11 protein-coding genes are annotated in these 17,391 nt (G+C 52.4%); 4 read left to right on the forward strand and 7 right to left on the reverse strand.

What is annotated here, in order from left to right:
* Positions 1 to 49: 49 nt before the first annotated feature.
* The 6 genes from EBB79_RS08960 to EBB79_RS08990 form a co-directional block, all read right to left on the reverse strand.
* Complete coding sequence (locus EBB79_RS08960) at positions 50 to 1,417, reverse strand: arylsulfotransferase family protein (RefSeq protein ID WP_127748583.1); 1,368 nt, start codon at positions 1,415 to 1,417, stop codon at positions 50 to 52.
* Positions 1,418 to 1,572: 155 nt separating this feature from the next.
* Positions 1,573 to 3,039: a sulfotransferase gene (locus tag EBB79_RS08965; protein WP_164860775.1), complete on the reverse strand. Its 1,467-nt coding sequence runs from the start codon at positions 3,037 to 3,039 to the stop codon at positions 1,573 to 1,575.
* 704 nt (positions 3,040 to 3,743) lie between these two features.
* Positions 3,744 to 5,900 (reverse strand): TRAP transporter permease, encoded by a 2,157-nt coding sequence (locus EBB79_RS08975; RefSeq protein ID WP_127748585.1) that lies wholly within the window; start codon positions 5,898 to 5,900, stop codon positions 3,744 to 3,746.
* A gap of 64 nt (positions 5,901 to 5,964) precedes the next feature.
* A complete protein-coding gene (locus EBB79_RS08980; protein WP_127748586.1) occupies positions 5,965 to 6,960 on the reverse strand; it encodes a TAXI family TRAP transporter solute-binding subunit in 996 nt (331 codons plus the stop codon).
* Positions 6,961 to 7,085: 125 nt separating this feature from the next.
* Positions 7,086 to 8,423, reverse strand: a complete 1,338-nt coding sequence (locus EBB79_RS08985; protein WP_127748587.1) for a sigma-54-dependent transcriptional regulator — start codon at positions 8,421 to 8,423, stop codon at positions 7,086 to 7,088.
* Positions 8,420 to 10,162, reverse strand: a complete 1,743-nt coding sequence (locus EBB79_RS08990) for an ATP-binding protein (protein WP_127748588.1) — start codon at positions 10,160 to 10,162, stop codon at positions 8,420 to 8,422. Before EBB79_RS08990 ends, EBB79_RS08985 begins: the two co-directional genes overlap by 4 nt.
* A gap of 468 nt (positions 10,163 to 10,630) precedes the next feature.
* Here EBB79_RS08990 and EBB79_RS08995 point away from each other — a divergent pair, with 468 nt between their 5' ends.
* On the forward strand, positions 10,631 to 12,475 hold the full coding sequence (locus EBB79_RS08995) for a hypothetical protein (RefSeq protein ID WP_127748589.1): 1,845 nt from the start codon (positions 10,631 to 10,633) through the stop codon (positions 12,473 to 12,475).
* Between the two features lie 310 nt (positions 12,476 to 12,785).
* Here the strand turns inward: EBB79_RS08995 and EBB79_RS09000 are convergent, their stop codons facing one another.
* Entirely contained in the window at positions 12,786 to 13,709 is a 924-nt protein-coding gene (locus EBB79_RS09000) for a LysR substrate-binding domain-containing protein (protein WP_164860776.1), read from the reverse strand.
* Positions 13,710 to 13,782: 73 nt separating this feature from the next.
* Here EBB79_RS09000 and EBB79_RS09005 point away from each other — a divergent pair, with 73 nt between their 5' ends.
* Genes EBB79_RS09005 through EBB79_RS09015 form a run of 3 tightly spaced genes read left to right on the forward strand, consistent with a single transcriptional unit; the run spans position 13,783 to position 17,107 of the window.
* Positions 13,783 to 15,333 (forward strand): trimethylamine methyltransferase family protein, encoded by a 1,551-nt coding sequence (locus EBB79_RS09005; protein WP_127748591.1) that lies wholly within the window; start codon positions 13,783 to 13,785, stop codon positions 15,331 to 15,333.
* Complete coding sequence (locus EBB79_RS09010) at positions 15,330 to 16,265, forward strand: ketopantoate reductase family protein (protein WP_127748592.1); 936 nt, start codon at positions 15,330 to 15,332, stop codon at positions 16,263 to 16,265. The genes EBB79_RS09005 and EBB79_RS09010 overlap by 4 nt, the downstream gene beginning before the upstream one ends.
* A complete protein-coding gene (locus tag EBB79_RS09015; RefSeq protein WP_127748593.1) occupies positions 16,262 to 17,107 on the forward strand; it encodes a fumarylacetoacetate hydrolase family protein in 846 nt (281 codons plus the stop codon). Before EBB79_RS09010 ends, EBB79_RS09015 begins: the two co-directional genes overlap by 4 nt.
* Positions 17,108 to 17,391: the final 284 nt, after the last annotated feature.

Genomic DNA, 17,391 nt, shown 5'->3' on the forward strand with positions numbered 1-17,391 from the left:
GTTGATGATCCTTTGCCCTACAAGTTCAAAACCTGGCTGCATTCTGGGATTAAAGGTTTTGCTCACAGTCATGGTTTTCAAGTGCTGTTGCAGCCTGGGCACCCAGCGCATCAGGGATGTATCGGCTCCACCCCATCCTATAGCCTAAGCCCTTCGCACTGTTATTGATAAAGCTGGCTATGAATTCGCCATCCGAAGAAAACAACATGAGACGGCCAGCGTTCTCTTCCTCCAGCAACAGATGGCCAGAGGGCAAAAAATCGACGAGACCCTCAGTCAGTGTTTTTATTCCATAGGTTTCCATGGTCTTGCGAAAAGGGCTGGAAACCGTGTCGGTTTCAAAGTCATAAAACAACACCTCGGACACATCTCGCACTTTTTCTCCGGTTCCAGTGTTGATGACATTGTTGTTGAAAACGGCAATGGTTGTCTCACCTAAAATATCAACGTCGTGTTGATCCATCCAAGGGCCTTCTTTCATCCAGACAATTTCATCCGTCGAGGGGCGGTACTGAAGGATTGTCGAATAACGTCGGATGCTCAGGAAAAGATCACCTTTTCGCCAGAACTTTCCATCTTCCAGAACCGGTTCGATGTCGTTCAAATGAAATGGATCATTGGCGTGCAGACTTGCTGAGAACAAGCGATGGTAAAGGCCACTTTTGATAAAGACCTTTGCTAAAGAGCGTTGAAAGAGCACGTCTCCCTCGGGTGACAGACGTGTCAGGGTGTCTTCTAGATACCAATCCTCGGTTCCCGGCAGGTCTGAACGTGCGGCAAGCGTTGGGATCCAAAACCCGCCTTCGCCATCGAATTCGGATGAATGGTGGTAGTGGACGTCATCCTTCATCCAAACCCGGTCCCCACAGGCTGAAATGCGAATAAGCGGAGCATAATGGTCTTTTACAACTAAATCGCCGTTCCCGAACAAAAGCGGATGGATGGCGCGCCAGGCTTCCCGTCGCCATGCGGTATAATCCATCCAGTTCCAGTCCCGGCGGGCGTCCGCGAGCAACATTTCAACGTCGGGCCACCATTGGTGAACCAACGACAAATCAGTGAGGTCATACAACTCTATGACATGTCTGCTTTGGTCGCCGTCGTGGCGACTTAACAGCAAGTAGCCGGAGATATCTTCGGGAAGGCCTTCCTGTCGTATCCTCCAGCCGCCTGCACCGTCAAAGCGGTTTGGATCCGTTGACTGGACGCGGTTGTCTTCGTTTACAACCTTCTCGAAAGTCCAGGGAGTTTTTGCGATCAGGACCGCCACTTCTCCAAGTTTTCCGAACCGCGCCTTGCCTGAAGTCGTGTCATAAACGATGGCGCCAAAAACAAGCATGCCTATCGCCGCCATCACAAGCAGAAGACCGACAACCCACAGTTCGATTTTGCGGAAAACAATCCGCTCCAAATCCATTCTGCTCGAACTCCCTACAGTTCTTCTCAATACCCTAGCGACCGGTCTGCGACTGTCAACGTCCCCTAAGTAAAGTAAACAACGAGAAAAATGACTTGATTGACCTCAGCATATATTGGCTTCCATGGCTGTGACGCACGTACAAGTTGCCCCCTTCAGTTTACTGCAAAGCGTGCGATCCTGTGGTAGATGTCGCATGCATTTTCAAAAATTTGGGGGTCAAAACCCTCGATATTGGCGACATCGGGATCGCGGTGAAAATACCGATGAAAGTTGACGCCATAGGATTCCAGGTCAAGCTTTTCGCACAGGCCGTTCATCGTTGCCATTGGTGTCGCACGCAGATCGTCTTGCAGGACAAGTGCTAACTTGTCGCGATGTTCCAGCACGTGGCGGAATGTGTGTATCCAGTAATTCATCCAGTAATTGCTGTTTGCAGGATCGAAGTGGCCCGGCACAAAGTCCTCAAACAGAATAGGGCGGTGAATTGCACCAAATTCAAAATGGCCGATGTCGCGCATGTAGTGACGGATGAAGTCATCCTCGCGGTGTTTCTTCAGGAAATTACAGTGTTGGCGCAATAGGGATGCCGCATGACATTCCGGCCTGCGAACCGGAACGACAATCTTACAGTCCGGAAACGTTTCCAACAGGAATCCAAGGCGCGCTATGTTGGCATTATTCTTGGAAAGATAGTGTACCTTTGAGGCTCCTTTGATGCGCCCCTGAAGCCGCCGCGCATATGTGATTTTGGCCATATGATGTCGAAGGAAGCGTTCGGACCTGGGGTTGTGATCTGAGGAACGCCACAGGTCTATGCCCCTAGCAGTATATTTTTCCGGCCAACCCATTTTCCAGGCAACCTCTTCAAATGCCTCCGGTGTGTCCAAATCGATTTCCAGTCCGTCTCCATGTGCTCTCTGGTGCCGTTGGACAGTTCGCTTGTCACCGCCAGAGAGGCGATGCCAGAGGACAGGTGCAGTTAAAAAAGGCATGTCGCGAAATATATGTGTGGCTGTGCCCGGGATATCGGACAGGGCATTGAGCATGGCCGTTGTTCCGCCGCGCGCGAGGGATGTTATGAAAATGGGTGCGTCTACTGCCTCCGGGACGGACCGCGCCATTGTATTGTCCTCGATCCAGGAGACGCCTTTGAGTATGGCAGGGGAGGAAAACGCAAGTTCGTGAAAGAACCTATCTGTCGCAGAGTATTGGTTCTTTGACACAGACATATTATCGGTCGAACTGTTGCTGGGACGAAGCAGCGCCGTCGCCAGGATCATGACGGCTGACACACCGACAATGTAATCGAGCCGAAACATCACAGTAAAAACATCGGCGCTTGATACCAGACCTAAACCGCTTGCCGCATATATAGGCGCTGCAGCGGCGCCTAACGCAAAAGCAAAACGCCAGAAAATCCCAAAAGCAGCCCTAATAAGTGAAAGACCAGCGCGTCTGACTGCTATCTCCTTGGCACTGTCATCAATCTCAGGGTTCATCATTGCAGACAGCCCCGCAGAGGTCGTCAGCATGACTTGGTGAGCGACGCCCGCGATCCCCGTCAGGCCAAAGCATATGCCAAAAACAACAACCGCTGTCATCGAAATGGCAATTGTCATTATCATTCAGGAACCGGTTTTTTCGTCGCCTATTTCGGTGCCCTTCTTCATTCTCTTCAGCCTTCGCTTCAGCGGGTACCAAACGAGACCGACGATTAAGAGGGCAAGCCCGAATATCAGCGCAAAGGTGACTGCAATAGCTCCAAGACCAGCACCCGGGCCGATATAGGCGAATGCTGGATTCGGAAGAAATGCAATAAGCAGTAACAGGGTACAGGCCGCGTGGCGTATGAATGGACACATCAAAATTTCTCCGTTCCCCCTGACAACTTAAAATGATGTAGGCCGCCTGAGATGAAAAACGAATAAATGGCGTGGCAGGGACAACGTCTTGTCCTTTGAAATTTATTTGCTGAAATTACCGCTTTGTAAAAGCTGCCCCGCAGCGCTGGTTTGCTTCAGTTGGGGCGATATCAGTACCGCACTGTCGTCTGAGTTTGTGTTTGACCAAGTGGCCGCCCGGTAACAGGGAGGACAAAACCTTGCCCAATTGTATTGTTCCGGTCATTGGCCCATTTCGGGCGTCCATAGAAGTAGCGAACGGCCCACTAACGACCTTGGTAACCGGTGCAGTAAGGATCCGGGGCGAGCCCAAAAAGCCAAATGCTGTGGTTTGCTCGAATGTCGGCAGTCGGATGCTGGTTAAAGGTTGTGATCAAACTATAATGGATGGCCCCGCCGACAGTCCGGAGGGGCCAATACCCTTAAGTCTTTCGACGGGATGACAATACAATCACAGTTACGATAGCTGTTGCACCTGCGATATTGGGCAGTAAAGCTAACGGCCAAAAAGCTCCGATTGCGCCCAAAACCAAAAGCGGCGCCGTTATGGGCCCAATTGGGCCTTCTGCGTACCATTGGATTATTGCGTTGGTTGCGTAGATCCCGAAAAGTGCGAAGAACCCGATTTGAGCAACCTCTACCAGGTCTCCAGAAATCAAAGGTGTATAGGCAAACAACAACGGTACGACATACAAGCCTTTGGCAATTTTCCAACTTTCAAAGCCGGTTGCCATTGGACGAGACCCCGCAATTCCGGCAGCAGTGAACGCTGCAAGGCAAACAGGCGGTGTCACGTTGGAATCTTGGCTGAGCCAGAAAATGATCAAGTGAGCCGTTAGTAGAAAGGTTATCTGCAATGTTGGGTCGACCATGACGGGACGGATCGTAACTGCGATCTCGAACGGGATGTTTCGGATCAGTTCCCATGCCTCGGGTTTGGTCATACCCGTGGTCACTTGCGCGACAAGTGGATGATCCACAAGGAAAAACAGTCCTGATTTAGCGGGATCAGAGATCCCAGCAACGAGCTGTTCGGCAATCAAGCCATCGGCCATGATCCCTGCCAGCGCTGGTGCCGTCAGGATCGCAAGGATGATGTAGGCCGCGGTTACTGGCAATCCCATGCCCAGTACCAGCGAAGCAATCGCTATCAACGCAATGGCCAGTACCAGAGAGCCTTGCGACCATTGCGCGATCATCAAGGAGAAGCTGTTGCCAACACCACTGGTCACGATGGCATTGTTCATGATCCCGATGGCGGTCAACAAGATCGCTGTCATAATGGCAGAGCGGATACCGCTGACGAGGGCCTCTGAAATCTTTGCAGGGCCCATGTTGACGGGTTTGAATGCGCCATCTTTGTCAAAAAGTGCAATAAGGCTGGTCAACCACGAGGTCGCGACCACGGCGGCAATTGCCCAGCAGGCTGCGTAGGATGGCGTTACACCTGTCAACAACAACCAGATCATTACTGTCAGCGGGATGACAAACACTAAGCCACCAGACAGCATCTTGCCACGATCCACTGTCAGATCAATTTCAGAACCGGCGTCATACTTAACCGCCTCAATGCGCACGATAAATGCGACTGACAAGAAGTAGAGGATCGCGGGGACAACGGACACGGCAACAATCGTGCCATATGGGATAGAGGTGTAGCTGGCCATCACGAAGGCTCCGGCCCCCATGATTGGCGGCATGAGTTGGCCGCCAGTTGAAGCCGCGGCCTCGACACCCGCAGCAAATTGTGGGCGGAATCCGTTGGATTTCATCAGCGGAATGGTGATGACCCCGGTCGAGGCTGTGTTGGCAATTGCAGACCCTGAGATTGTGCCCGTAAGTGCCGAAGAGATGACCGCGACAAAGGCTGCGCCACCTTTGACACGGCCCGCAACGACTTTGGAAATTTCGATGACGAAATTGCTGGCCCCAGAGACGACAAGAAAGCCACCAAAAATCATGAACAAAGTGATGTTGGTGACCGAGATGTTGCCAAGGACGCCAAACATGCCTTCGTCATTGTAAAGGGTGCGAAATAACACGTCGTTGACGGGTAAGCTGGCGGATCGAAAGACGCCGGGCAACATAGTGCCCAGAAAAAGAATATAGCTGAGAGACAAGACGATCAGGATCGGAATGACCCAGCCAGCGACACGACGCGACAGGTCAATGCAGGCGAAAATCAGCAGCAATCCAGCGGCCCAGTCGATGAACGTAAACTGCCAGCCCAAACCTGTGACCGCGAGGGAACGTTCATATAATCCACTTTCAGCCCAAGCCACCCAAAGTGCAGCCCCCGCCACAAGCAGGCCATAGACGATATCAGCAACCCAAGCCCATGTTTGGCCCGACCGTTCACCCCAAGGACTGATCGTAATAGACGCGAGAAATGCAAAACCTGCAAAGTGGATTGCGTTCTGCCAAAGTCCGGGCTCGGTTAGATAGACGTTCGTCAAAACGTGCCAAATGGCAAAGCACATTGCGAAAAGGAACACGATGTGCCGGCGTTCAAATTTGCCCAATGGCATACTCAAAAGAATGTCGCGCGTCGCTGATCCGTTCGAAACAGAAAGTGTCATTGGTTCCCCCCAATTGGCACAAAAGGGGCAACTTAATAGTTACCCCTTTAAATCGTTTATTGCCTTATTTCGCGATCAGGTTTGCTGGGATTTCCAGACCAACTTCGGTGTAATAGCGTGCCGCACCGGGGTGCAGAGGTGCTGGCAGACCGGCCATTGCAGATTCAATCATCATGGCTTTAGTCGCGGGGTGAATCGCCTGCAGGAACGGCAGGTTCTCGTACATTGTCTTGGTCAACATATAGACATGCTCTTCATCCACGTCCGCATTTACGGCCAAAAAATTAGGCTGCGCGATTGTATTTACATCCTCAGCCTGGCCCGGATACGTGCCTGCCGCAATTGTGTAGGGCACCCAAAGGTTACGGCCACCGTCCATTGCAGCGGCTTGATCTGCCGTCACATCAAGGATCGTAAATTCACCCTCATTAGAGGCCAATAGCTTAGTGATTGCACCTGTTGGAGGGCCAGACGGGATACCCGCAGCAAACGCTTGACCGTTTGCCAGTGCATCGGCCGTTGGGCCATAGCCTGCATGGATCAAAGTAAAGTCAGAGCTCACGTCCAGGCCTAGACCGGACAACAAAACAGTGTTGGACCCGATAGTGCCAGAGTTTTGCTTACCCATACCGACGGGCGTACCCTTGAGCGCAATCAGATCTTCAACTGTCCCGGTCGTGGCCTTTTCTGTCGGCACGACAAACTGCTCGACGTTTTGCCACAGCATTGTGACAGAGCGAAGGTTTGCCTGCGGCTCACTTACGGGGCCGGTGCCTGTAACCGCATAAGACCCAAACAGGCCTTGCAGAATGGCGAAATCAGCAGTGCCTGCGGACAAGGCTTGCACGTTTGCGCCCGAGCCTGCCGAGTTCACGGCCGTCAGCGAGAATTTTTGCTTTGGCAGCAATTTGATTTTCGACAAGGTTGAGATCGCAGTGCCAACGGGGTGATACGTGCCGCCCGTAGATGCCGTGTTCAAGACATAATCGGCACTTTCTGCGAACGCACCGCCAGACGTTACAAGACCGGCACTTACAGCGATTGCTTTCAACATTTTCATAGTTCTTCCTCCCAGAAACGAAGCCGAAACCGGCCTGTGACGTTCATGCAGAACGGGGAGGGCGCACGATATGAGGGAAATTGCAGGAGAGAACGAATACTGCCTGCGGATTTCTTCAGGCCTGTTCAGCCCTTCAATAGAGCTTCTTTATCAAGCCCCAGCTTGACGATCTTCTCGTTCAATGTGCGGCGACCTATGCCAAGGACAGCGGCGACATCGTCCATGCGCCCGTCTTTGTCTTGAATTGCGCGGCTGATCAGTTCGCGCTCAAACGCAGCAACGGCCTCTCGCAGGGTCTCAGGGAAGGGTTGCAAGGGGGCCTGCCGCTCAATGGCATGCCGAACAGAGCCGCCACCGCGCCGTTCTGCCAACACCCGCCGTTCCGCCACGTTTTGCAATTCGCGCACATTGCCGGGCCAGTCATAGGACATCAGCGCCGCAATATCGTCATTCGTAAGCTTTGGGATCGGCAATTCGTAAAGCTGGCTGAGCCGCTGCATGTAATGACGGAACAATAGCAATACGTCCTCTCCGCGATCGGCCAGACAGGGCAGTACGATGTCGAGTGTGTTTAGGCGAAACAAAAGATCTTCGCGGAAGGTTTTATCGGCGACCCGTTGAGTGATTTTATCAGAGGCCGCGCTGATCACACGCAATTCAACCGTTTGAACCTCGGTCTCACCGACCCGTTGATATTGCTTGGTCTCTATCGCACGCAGAAACTTGGCCTGCGTTTGGAATGGCATCGAAGTTAGCTCATCCAGAAACAGCGTTCCATGGTCTGCTTGACTCATCAAACCGCGTGGGTTTTCGCTGGTGCCAAACACTGTTTCCTCAAACCGTTCCGGTGGGATCGCAGCACAGTTGACCGGCACGAACGGGGCAGTGGCAGATGTGCCAAGATCGTGCAACGCACGCGCTACCAATTCCTTACCGGTGCCCGTATCACCAAGGATTAAAACATTTGCACGGCTCAGCGCAAAATCAAAGACAGTGTCACGCACCGCATTGATCTGAGCACTGTTGCCAATCAAAATGCGCTCCAAATCGGTCAACTCAGCCAACCGACTTTGCAGCAGTATCGTACTGTCCTCCAAGCGCTTCATGCGGAGGGCATTTTTGAGAATTCCCAAAAGGCGACGCGGTGCGAACGGCTTTTCGATAAAACTATACGCGCCGTTCTGCAGGGCACCAACAGCCATCGGAATGTCCCCATGTGCAGAGATCAGAACAACCGGCACATGACTGGTTTCACGGACTTTAAGCTGAAACTCCAACCCGTCCATTCCGGGCATTCGAACGTCACTCAGGATAACGTCTGGGGCGTTTTTTTGTAGGGCTTCCAGTCCCTCAAGCCCATTCTTTGCAATCACGGTGTCGTAGCCAGCGCTCTGCAACAAATGCTCCAATGAGGCCCGCATTTCGCGATCATCATCAATAACAAGAATTGTACCTGTAGTCACGTTCTCGTCCCATCGGTTTGCGTTGGCTCAATGTCTCCAACCGGCAACGTAACCACAAATTTCGCCCCGTTGGTGACTTCACCCAGGGTCAGCTCCCCGCCGTGATCGTTGATTATCTCTGTCGCGATGGCAAGGCCAAGCCCCATGCCGACACCAGAGGGTTTGGTGCTGTAAAACGGTTCTTGCAGGTCTGTAAGGGCAGTCCCTGCAAGCCCCGGGCCATTGTCCGTTACATGTATTGCAACACTGTCCAAACCTTTGACAATATCAATTGTTATCTTGGGCTGGGGTTCATTTTCGACGGCATGGATCGCGTTTTTCAATAGGTTGATCAGGGCTTGTTCCAGCTGGATCTGATGCGCGTGCAATTCGATGGGAATGGGTAAATCGGCAGATTGAAAATCGATGTTTCCGGCCACAATTTCTGCCCGCAGCAAATTCTCAACTTCCTGCAGGACAACCGACAAATCGACATTCGTTTTTTTGTCACCCCGCCCACGTGCGAAAAACTTGAATTGACCAGTGATAGCCTCCATCCGGTCGACCAATTTGTTCAAATTTTCAGCCGTTTGATGCGACGTAATCTCATTGCCCATTTCGGCCGCTGCAAGATGGTTTCGAAAGGCGCTGATCGGCTGACCCAATTCATGAGTGACTGAGGCTGCGAGATGCCCAAGAGCCGCCAGTTTTGCACTTCGCGCAAGCTCGGTCTGTGCCTGCTCTAGGCGTTGGTTCGTCTCAAATAACTCCGTCCGCCGCCGTTCTGATGCGGTGTAGGCAAGTTCGATACGCCTGGATCGAAGAAACGTGGCAAAACCCAGAAGGAAGGTGATAATGCTACCAAAAAAAACCGTTGTCAGAAGCGTTTTGCGAAGAATGATGCTTTCGGGTTGCAAGTAGTGGACAGTCCAGTCGCGCCATTCAGAGTCCCCCGAAGCCACCAAATAGCTGGTCCCTTCCACATTGGCACGGTTTTCACCCCAAAAAGACCAATCCACAGGGGTAAGCTGCTCGTTGCCAAACTGCCGACTTTCAAGGATTGCATTTCGTACTTCCGGATTTAGGCTAATGACTGGCCGGTAGAGCCAATCTGGGTTTGAGGCAAGGACCACGATATTGTCTTTGTTTATGGCCACGACCGTTTCACTGTCGTTTTCCCATGATCGCTGCAATTCGCTCACATCCAGCTTGATCGCGATGACACCTTTTTGGGTGTTTTCGGCAAACGAAACCGGCTCGGCAACAAAATACCCAGGTCGACCCGATGTAGCACCAATTGCAAAGTAGTCGCTGCGTTGGCCTTGTAGCGCCCCTTGAAAGTAGGGGCGAAAACCATAGTTCTGCCCAAGAAAACTATGGGGTTGGCGGGCATTTGACGTTGCAAGAACGCGCCCGCTGGCATCCATCAGATATATTGCCTCAAGTTTGGCTTCTTGAGCCAAAAGCTGCAATCGCTCGTTCATTTTCGGTTCGACCGAGATAGGTTGCAGGGCCTCAGCAAAGCGCGGATCGCGAGCAAGAATGAAGGGTAAGTGTTGGTGCTGTCGCAGCGTTTCATTTAGCGCTCGCAAGTACAGGACCAAACGGTTGGACGCAGCTTCACCCTCTAATCGTTCAAAATAGTGCCGGGCCCCAAAGAATGTCGCGACGATGCCAAGCACTACAGTAACCAACAACACGCCGAGAACGCTTTTTCGCATCCTCCCAGGCGCGCCTTCGATATCTGGTTCAGTTTGCATTGACCGCTCCTATGACTTCACTTGTGATACGGGAGCACAGGGTATGTAAATAGCTGCCAATTAGGTTCTCCCAAGTCAGTCTGCGGAAATCCGCAGGCTTGAAGATCGCGTAAATCCCACATCTCAATGGTGCGCTAGTCCAACACATCCGACCTGAAAACGGCCAAACGCGCCGATCTATTTGGTGCCTCTCGGAGTACCCGATTAAAGAAAGTGACTTTCTCTGACGTCTTTTCAATTCGAGTGTTTCGTCGACACGCACGCGAAAGCCGACATTCGTTCAACTGCATCGATTGACCGCAGAGTCCGCTTTTAAGGCATCAGACCATCAGCGCGATCACCGTCAGCTCTGCGCAGGAAGCGACCTTTGCAATGTCGAAGCCTCTGTTTGGGGGGGCAGGTGGTTCCGGTCAACGACACAGCACAACTCAGGTGACCGTCCCGCTTTGGGGATGAAGGACAGCTTGATTGGAACTTGAAAAAGCGACAACATGCAAAAGATTGCATTCAAGTTGGGCAAAGGCGGCTGGAATTAGCCGGTTTTATTCTTTTGCCTTTTCAGGTTCAAAAAGGATTGTGCGTATGGCAAAATTTCCCAAAATGGACAAATCGGAAAAGGAATATGAGCGCGAACTCCGCCAGTTCAAATGGAATGATGCCCGCGCCTTTGTCGGTGTGGACTTTGATTCCACTGGCCTTGCACGTGCCAAAAACTTGATGGGCCAGGCCGCCGGGGCTGCGCTAAAAAAGCCCTATTGCAAAATTGGACTGGTACAAAAGAATCTTGTTTTCAGGATCAAGCATGACAAGAAACGCCATTTCGGCGAAGACGATATTATTTTAATTCGCAATTATGGCGATATCTCTGGCGAGGAATCGCTGAGCAGTAAGTCCAAAAATCAGGGCGTTTTGGGCCGGGCGACAGCGCGTGATCCGCTGACAGTAGAATGGTGGCAACGGACATTAGGCTCAACCGTCCAGGATCCGTCAGACCTGAATGTGATGATCCCACAATTCCAGTCCAAGCTTGAGACTTTGAACGGAGTAACAACCGCGCGCGCGTTTGACGAAACCATTCAGGTTTTGGACAGTATCAAAGGAGAGGCCCGTAAAGTCATTGCTGCCTTTCCTGCTAAAAATGATCGCATTCTTCTCAAAAAACTGGTTGCTGGAATTGCTTTCCACGAAAAGGCGGTTCGGGCCAAACAAGATCAATTCCAGGCTAAAGTCGGCAATGTTCTGCGGGTCATTATAGATTTTCTGAATAAGACTTCGAAAGAAAGAACAGCCGAGCTTATTAAGTCCGTGCAACAAGGGAAGAAATGCCTTGCAGCTGGCGACCAGCGAGGCGCTTTGCGTTGCAGTTCTGAGGCCGAACTCAACCTGAACAAGCTCACCGAAGAAACAAGTGAAACCTTTATAAAGCGTCTGGTTGCACTTCAGGCTCAGAAAAACGGCATTCATTCCGACGAATTTCCGCTGCGCCTAGTGGCGTCTGCACTGGGCGATGCCAGCCGGCGCGTTACAACGGCCACTGCAGAGTTCAAAACACTTGCGGATGAAATAGACGCCACAACGACCGAAGCCTCACCCGACAAGCGAAGTTTCAAAGTGGTCGACAAGCTAGAAGACGCGCTTAAGAAGATTATGAAACTGGCAAAAGACGTCGAAACCGCAGCGGTGCATGCGAAGGAAATGTTTTTGGATTGCACGACGGGTAGCAGGTTAGGTCGTTCAGCAGACGAATGGTTTGAAACGGCGACGACGGGGTTGAATGATACCCTTATTCCCACCGTCAATAAAATTTCAGCTATGATCACAAAATCGCGTTCTGAAGCCGGTCAGGACGATAAGGAACTTCTTAGTGCTCTGAAGAAATTGGAAACTGTAAATTCCCGACTGGAAGCCAACTGCAAAACCGGGAAGTTACATCAAAGCGTTGAAGCCGCCCAGCAAGCCTATGATAACGCACCCAGGTTGGTTGAGGAAATGCTACAATCCGTTGTCGCGGATACAGATAAACTACAGTCTATGGCGGAAGCGGCTCAGGCAATAGTCAAGGATTGGGAAGACAATAAAGCGGAAGCTGCAGAGACTAAAAAGTTGGTTCGGGAGGCCGTTTCACGAGCCACAACAATGTCTACAAGTGGGCAGGGTGGATATTCAATGTCGGGGTACTTCCCATGGGGGCATTTAGATAAAGTGGTCAAACATCAGCATTATTCTGGTTCGCGGAATTCATACATCAGAACCAAGGCCAAGTTTGAAGACCTCAAGCAGGTGCTGACTGATCTTGAGCAACGGGTTGCGTGAGATCCGTTTCACACTAACCCGCCTCTTACTGGGGCAGTGGTAATCCCACTAACAATGGGGATTTATCGATCCATTGCGAAGGCTGGATAAGTTGCGTAGTTGCTTTCAACTTAGACCACGCACAAGGGCCCGCTCACGCCCTAGGTGCCGGATGTTGCACGGCGCACCAAGATCTTAAAAGGGCTGGAACCTGCCATTAGGCGCGACAACGATTAACGGTAGCAATGCGCAGTTTGCCCCTTTGCAGAGTGTAGCAAACGGTCCAAACCGGGTTTGCCAGACCACCACGCAGCCCCCCGGTCAGCCATGGCTATAACTCGGCTTCAGCCAATAACCACTGCATCACCGCCGCAACTTCTGAAGTACGCTCGCTGCTTGATTTGCTCAACAGATAGAACGAACGCTCTGGTGCCATGTCGATATCGAACGGTTTCACCAGGCGCCCAGCCTTCAGATCCGAATGAACGAACGGGAAAATGCCCAACGATATCCCTTGGCCGTCTAATGCCGCTTGTATGACCGTGTTGGTATCAGTGATTACTGTCTCTTCTTCTATCGAGACATCTTTGCATCCGGCCAGTGCAAACCACGCCATCCACTCTGAACGATCCCGTTGATGAATGATCGGGTAGCGCTCTAAATCTTTCGGGATCTGAAGCTTAGGGCCTTCCGCAAGTAACGCGTTGCTCAATACAGGCGCATAAGTAATATCCAGCAACCGGTTGCTTTCAAGACCCGACCAATCGCCTGTCCCCCAATCCACCGCCAAATGCGTTGTCATCATCGCGGCATCTGTGATCCGCGGGCAATCGCGCAAGACCAGTTCAATATTGCGGTGTTTTTCACGGAAACGCGCAAGGCGAGGGATCAGCCAGCGGGCGCCAAAAATGGGACCAACAGCAAGCGTTACAACCTTTCGCGATGGACGGATGCGTTTTTCAATCTCCGCTCTGATGTCATCAAAAGACCGGGTCACCACAGCGCTGAGCGAACGCCCCTCATCCGTAAGAACCACCGCACGCGTCTTGCGAACAAACAGCTTGCACCCCCAATCCCGTTCCAGCTGGCGGATTTGGTTGCTGACCGTTGTTGCACTCACGCATAATTCCTCAGCGGCGTCCTTAAAACTCAGCCGTCTGGCCGCGACTTCAAAGGTGCGCAGTGCCGTCAAAGGGAGCTTACCCGGTATTTTGTGCAATTGAACGGCCCTATGGATACAGATTTCTTTATTCATACGGTGCGGACAAGTCACTTGTCGAGACACCCGATTCAAAGAATTATGCCTCTGTTGGCAATGGAATTCTTTTATGGACGACACGACGAACAATGCACCCCGCCGCCGTCCTGGTAGACGCCGGAAAAGTGGCGTTGTGCAGCCAGAGCATGCTCTACCTCGTAAAGCACCGGTCGGCGGACGCCTAAGGCCATTGAGCATGCATGATATCGCGCAGATCCATTCCGCATCTCTTGAGATATTAGACAAAACCGGGATCAGCGAAGCGCCCTCTGTTGTCGTCCGTGCCATTTCCGAACGCGGTGGGCGTCAAACAGATGACGGCAGGATCACATTCCCAATCGAACTGGTTACAAAGGCCCTCGCTGGATTGCGAAACGATGTTACACTTTATGGTCGCACGCCCGATCGTGACCTAGATCTGTCAAATGCACAGGTGCACGCCGGATCAGGCGGCGCATCACCCTACGTTGTTGATGCACAGGACGGTAGCTACCGCTCTGCCACCTTGGCAGATCTATACGATGCAGCACGCCTGGTAGATACACTCGAAAATGTGCAATTCTTCTCGCGCGCGATGGTTGCAGGCGACATGCCATCAACACATAGCATGGACGTGAATACCGCCTTCGCGTCGCTTGCCGGAACAAGCAAACATGTGATGGTCAGTGCCAGCGAACCTGCCCACGTACGCGATATCGCGCAAATGTGTTACTTCATCGCCGGATCAGAGCAAGCATTCCGTGATCGCCCATTTCTGTCACTCAATATAAATCACGTCGTGCCCCCATTGCGATTTGATGCTGGCGCTTGTGAAATCATGGCCGAAGCCGTTCGGTGTGGCTTACCAGTGATGGTGAATACCTTTGGGCAAATGGGGGCTTCCAGTCCTGTAACCATTGCCGGCTGCCTCGCACAAACCAACGCCGAAACCCTGGCGGGTATGGTTTTTGCATGGGTGTTGGACCCAGACGTTCGAGCGATTTACGGCGCGCGTCCGATGGTGACTGACTTGCGATCCGGAGGTATGGCGGGCGGTGGTGGTGAACAAGCCATCCTGACTGCTGCATCCACCCAAATAGCCCGTTACTATGGACTGCCCAATTCCACGATTGCTGGGGCCACCGACAGCAAGCTTGCCGATGCGCAGTCAGGGTACGAAAAAGCACTCTCGGTCACCATGGCAGCACAAGCTGGCACCAACCTCATCACACAAGCCGCGGGCACTCAGGCCGGCCTCATGGCGACTTCATTTGAGGCTTATGTGATCGACAACGATATGCTCGGCGCGATCCTGCAGTCAGCTGCCCCAATCGAGGTGAGCGCGGCGACCTTATCCACTGACATCATTGCTGAAACGGTGCGCGGCGAAGGTCATTTCTTAGGCCTTCCTGACACTTACGCCCGAATGAAGTCAGATTTTGTCTATCCAGCCCATGCGGATCGCCAGGCCCCAGATGCCTGGCTCGCAAACGGCGCACCGACAATCAATGCAGCGGCGCGAAAAACCGTGTCTGATACCCTGGCCGGTCATTTTCCACGCTACATACCAGCCGACATCGAACAAGAAATACGGGCGCGTTTTGACATCCGCCTGCCAGCAGCAAGGATGCAAACCATATGAAAATCGCAGTGTTGGGCGTTGGCGCAATGGGCTCTATTTACGCGGCCCTGCTTACTGACGCAGGCCATGAGGTTTGGGCCGTAGATACATGGACCGACCATGTTGACGCCATTAATGCCAATGGCTTGCGAGTTGAAGGCGCGAGCGGGGACCGCACTGTCAAAACTCTGCGCGCCACCACCCGGATTGAGGATGTTGGAACCTGTGACCTGTGCCTGATCGCGACCAAGGCCTCTGGCGTTGGTCCAGCCGCACAGGCCGCCGCTGCTGCCATCGGCCCTGATACACTGGTTCTGACAATCCAAAACGGTTTAGGCTCAGGTGAACGCATCGCCCAGCATATCCCAGCGGGCAATGTCCTGCTGGGGGTTGCTGACGGTTTTGGCGCCTCCATGAAAGGCCCAGGTCACGCCCACCACAATGCCATGAAACTCATCCGCATCGGCGAGATCAACGGAGGTCTCACAGATCGTTTGCATGGCGTAGAGAAAGTCTGGCAAGGCGCGGGTTTCAACGTCAAAGCGTTTGAAAACATCACCCAGTTAATTTGGGAGAAATTCCTGTGCAATGTGACGTTCAGCGCGGCCTGCGCGACTTTCAACACCACAGTTGGTGAACTGATGGCTCACCCCCAATACTGGCCCATCGCGCTTGGCGCCATGTCCGAAGCCTTTGCTATTGCAAAGGCAAAGGGTGTGCCCCTGTCCTTTGATGACCCAGTGGCATATGTCACTGCATTTGGCAGCAGTATGCCTCATGCCCGCCCATCGATGCTGTTGGATCACTTGGCGGGGCACGCGTCGGAACTCGACGCGATTAACGGTATCGTCCCTGTCATGGGTCGTGAACTAGGGATCCCTACGCCGTTTAACGATACGCTTACCGCCGTGCTGCGAATGAACGAGGCCACTTTCGAAGTAGCAAAAGCATGAACATCGGATCGTTCATTTATAATCACCAGGCCCTTTATGGCATCTTCGAAGGCGAAAACGTGATGCCCGCAAGCCCTGCCATTATCGCCGAATACCCCACATTGCGGGATCTTCTAGATGCAGATGGCGTGTCAAAACTGCATGACACAGACAATCTTGGAAACCCATTGCCATGCGACCGCATCACTTTTCAGCCACCCATTCCAAACCCGCGCAAAATCATTTGCGTCGGTATGAATTATCCCAAACCTTACCCCGTTGATGGCGTCGCCCCTCCGAACCCCGATAACATCATTCTATTCGGAAAAGAGCGCGACACATTATTGGCCCATAACGCCGCACTGGAAGTTCCATCAGGTGAGGCTGCAAATAGCTTTGACTATGAGGGCGAAATCGCTGCGGTCATCAGTAAACCCGCACGGCATGTTTCGGTCGCTGAGGCAATGGATCACGTTCTGGGATATTCAGCCTTTAACGACGGTTCAGTGCGCGACTGGCAGAAACACTCGATCTACGCAGGCAAAAACTTTGCCAAATCAGGCTCTTGGGGTCCATGGATCACAACAGCTGAGGCGCTTTTGCCACCTCAAGACCTTCACCTGACCGTCACCTTGAACGGAGACGTCGTACAAGCCGCATATGGCCGTGAAATGATCTTCTCGATCGCAGAACAAATCGCATATATCTCTACGCTTTTCACACTCCAGCCCGGCGATGTCATCGCTACAGGTTCGCCCAACGGAACCGGAGGCAGCAGAACGCCCAAGCGGTTTTTGAAGCCCGGCGATACATTGAGCGTGGCTGTGTCTGACGTCATGACCCTAACCAACACAATCGTATAAAGGGGTCTGTAGCGGGCATTCAGGGCGAGAAACTGACTACAAGGAAATGGGCAATTATAGAGGTTTGGAAATGAACACACTCAACCTGAATGCCCCTTTTGATTGCGCATAATATCGGACTTTCAGCAGTGCAGCATTCAACAGTATGGGCTCCGAGCCGACTTCTGGGAACGCAGATCGAAACCCGGCTCACGATACTTATGCATGCACCGCAGCGAATAGCGGGCGTCCACCCAACCTGTGTGAATTCCCTGACAAAAAAACAGCTATTTGGAAGTCAGCGC

This window comes from Parasedimentitalea marina (assembly GCF_004006175.1).
In the GTDB taxonomy this organism is placed as follows: Bacteria; Pseudomonadota; Alphaproteobacteria; order Rhodobacterales; family Rhodobacteraceae; genus Parasedimentitalea; species Parasedimentitalea marina.

Coding starts and splice junctions, on each gene's coding strand:
- EBB79_RS08960 (WP_127748583.1), bottom strand. CDS start 1,417: ATGGATTTGGAGCGGATTGTTTTCCGCAAAATCGAACTGTGGGTTGTC.
- EBB79_RS08965 (WP_164860775.1), bottom strand. CDS start 3,039: ATGACAATTGCCATTTCGATGACAGCGGTTGTTGTTTTTGGCATATGC.
- EBB79_RS08975 (WP_127748585.1), bottom strand. CDS start 5,900: ATGACACTTTCTGTTTCGAACGGATCAGCGACGCGCGACATTCTTTTG.
- EBB79_RS08980 (WP_127748586.1), bottom strand. CDS start 6,960: ATGAAAATGTTGAAAGCAATCGCTGTAAGTGCCGGTCTTGTAACGTCT.
- EBB79_RS08990 (WP_127748588.1), bottom strand. CDS start 10,162: ATGCAAACTGAACCAGATATCGAAGGCGCGCCTGGGAGGATGCGAAAA.
- EBB79_RS09000 (WP_164860776.1), bottom strand. CDS start 13,709: ATGAATAAAGAAATCTGTATCCATAGGGCCGTTCAATTGCACAAAATA.
- EBB79_RS09005 (WP_127748591.1), top strand. CDS start 13,783: ATGGACGACACGACGAACAATGCACCCCGCCGCCGTCCTGGTAGACGC.
- EBB79_RS09010 (WP_127748592.1), top strand. CDS start 15,330: ATGAAAATCGCAGTGTTGGGCGTTGGCGCAATGGGCTCTATTTACGCG.
- EBB79_RS09015 (WP_127748593.1), top strand. CDS start 16,262: ATGAACATCGGATCGTTCATTTATAATCACCAGGCCCTTTATGGCATC.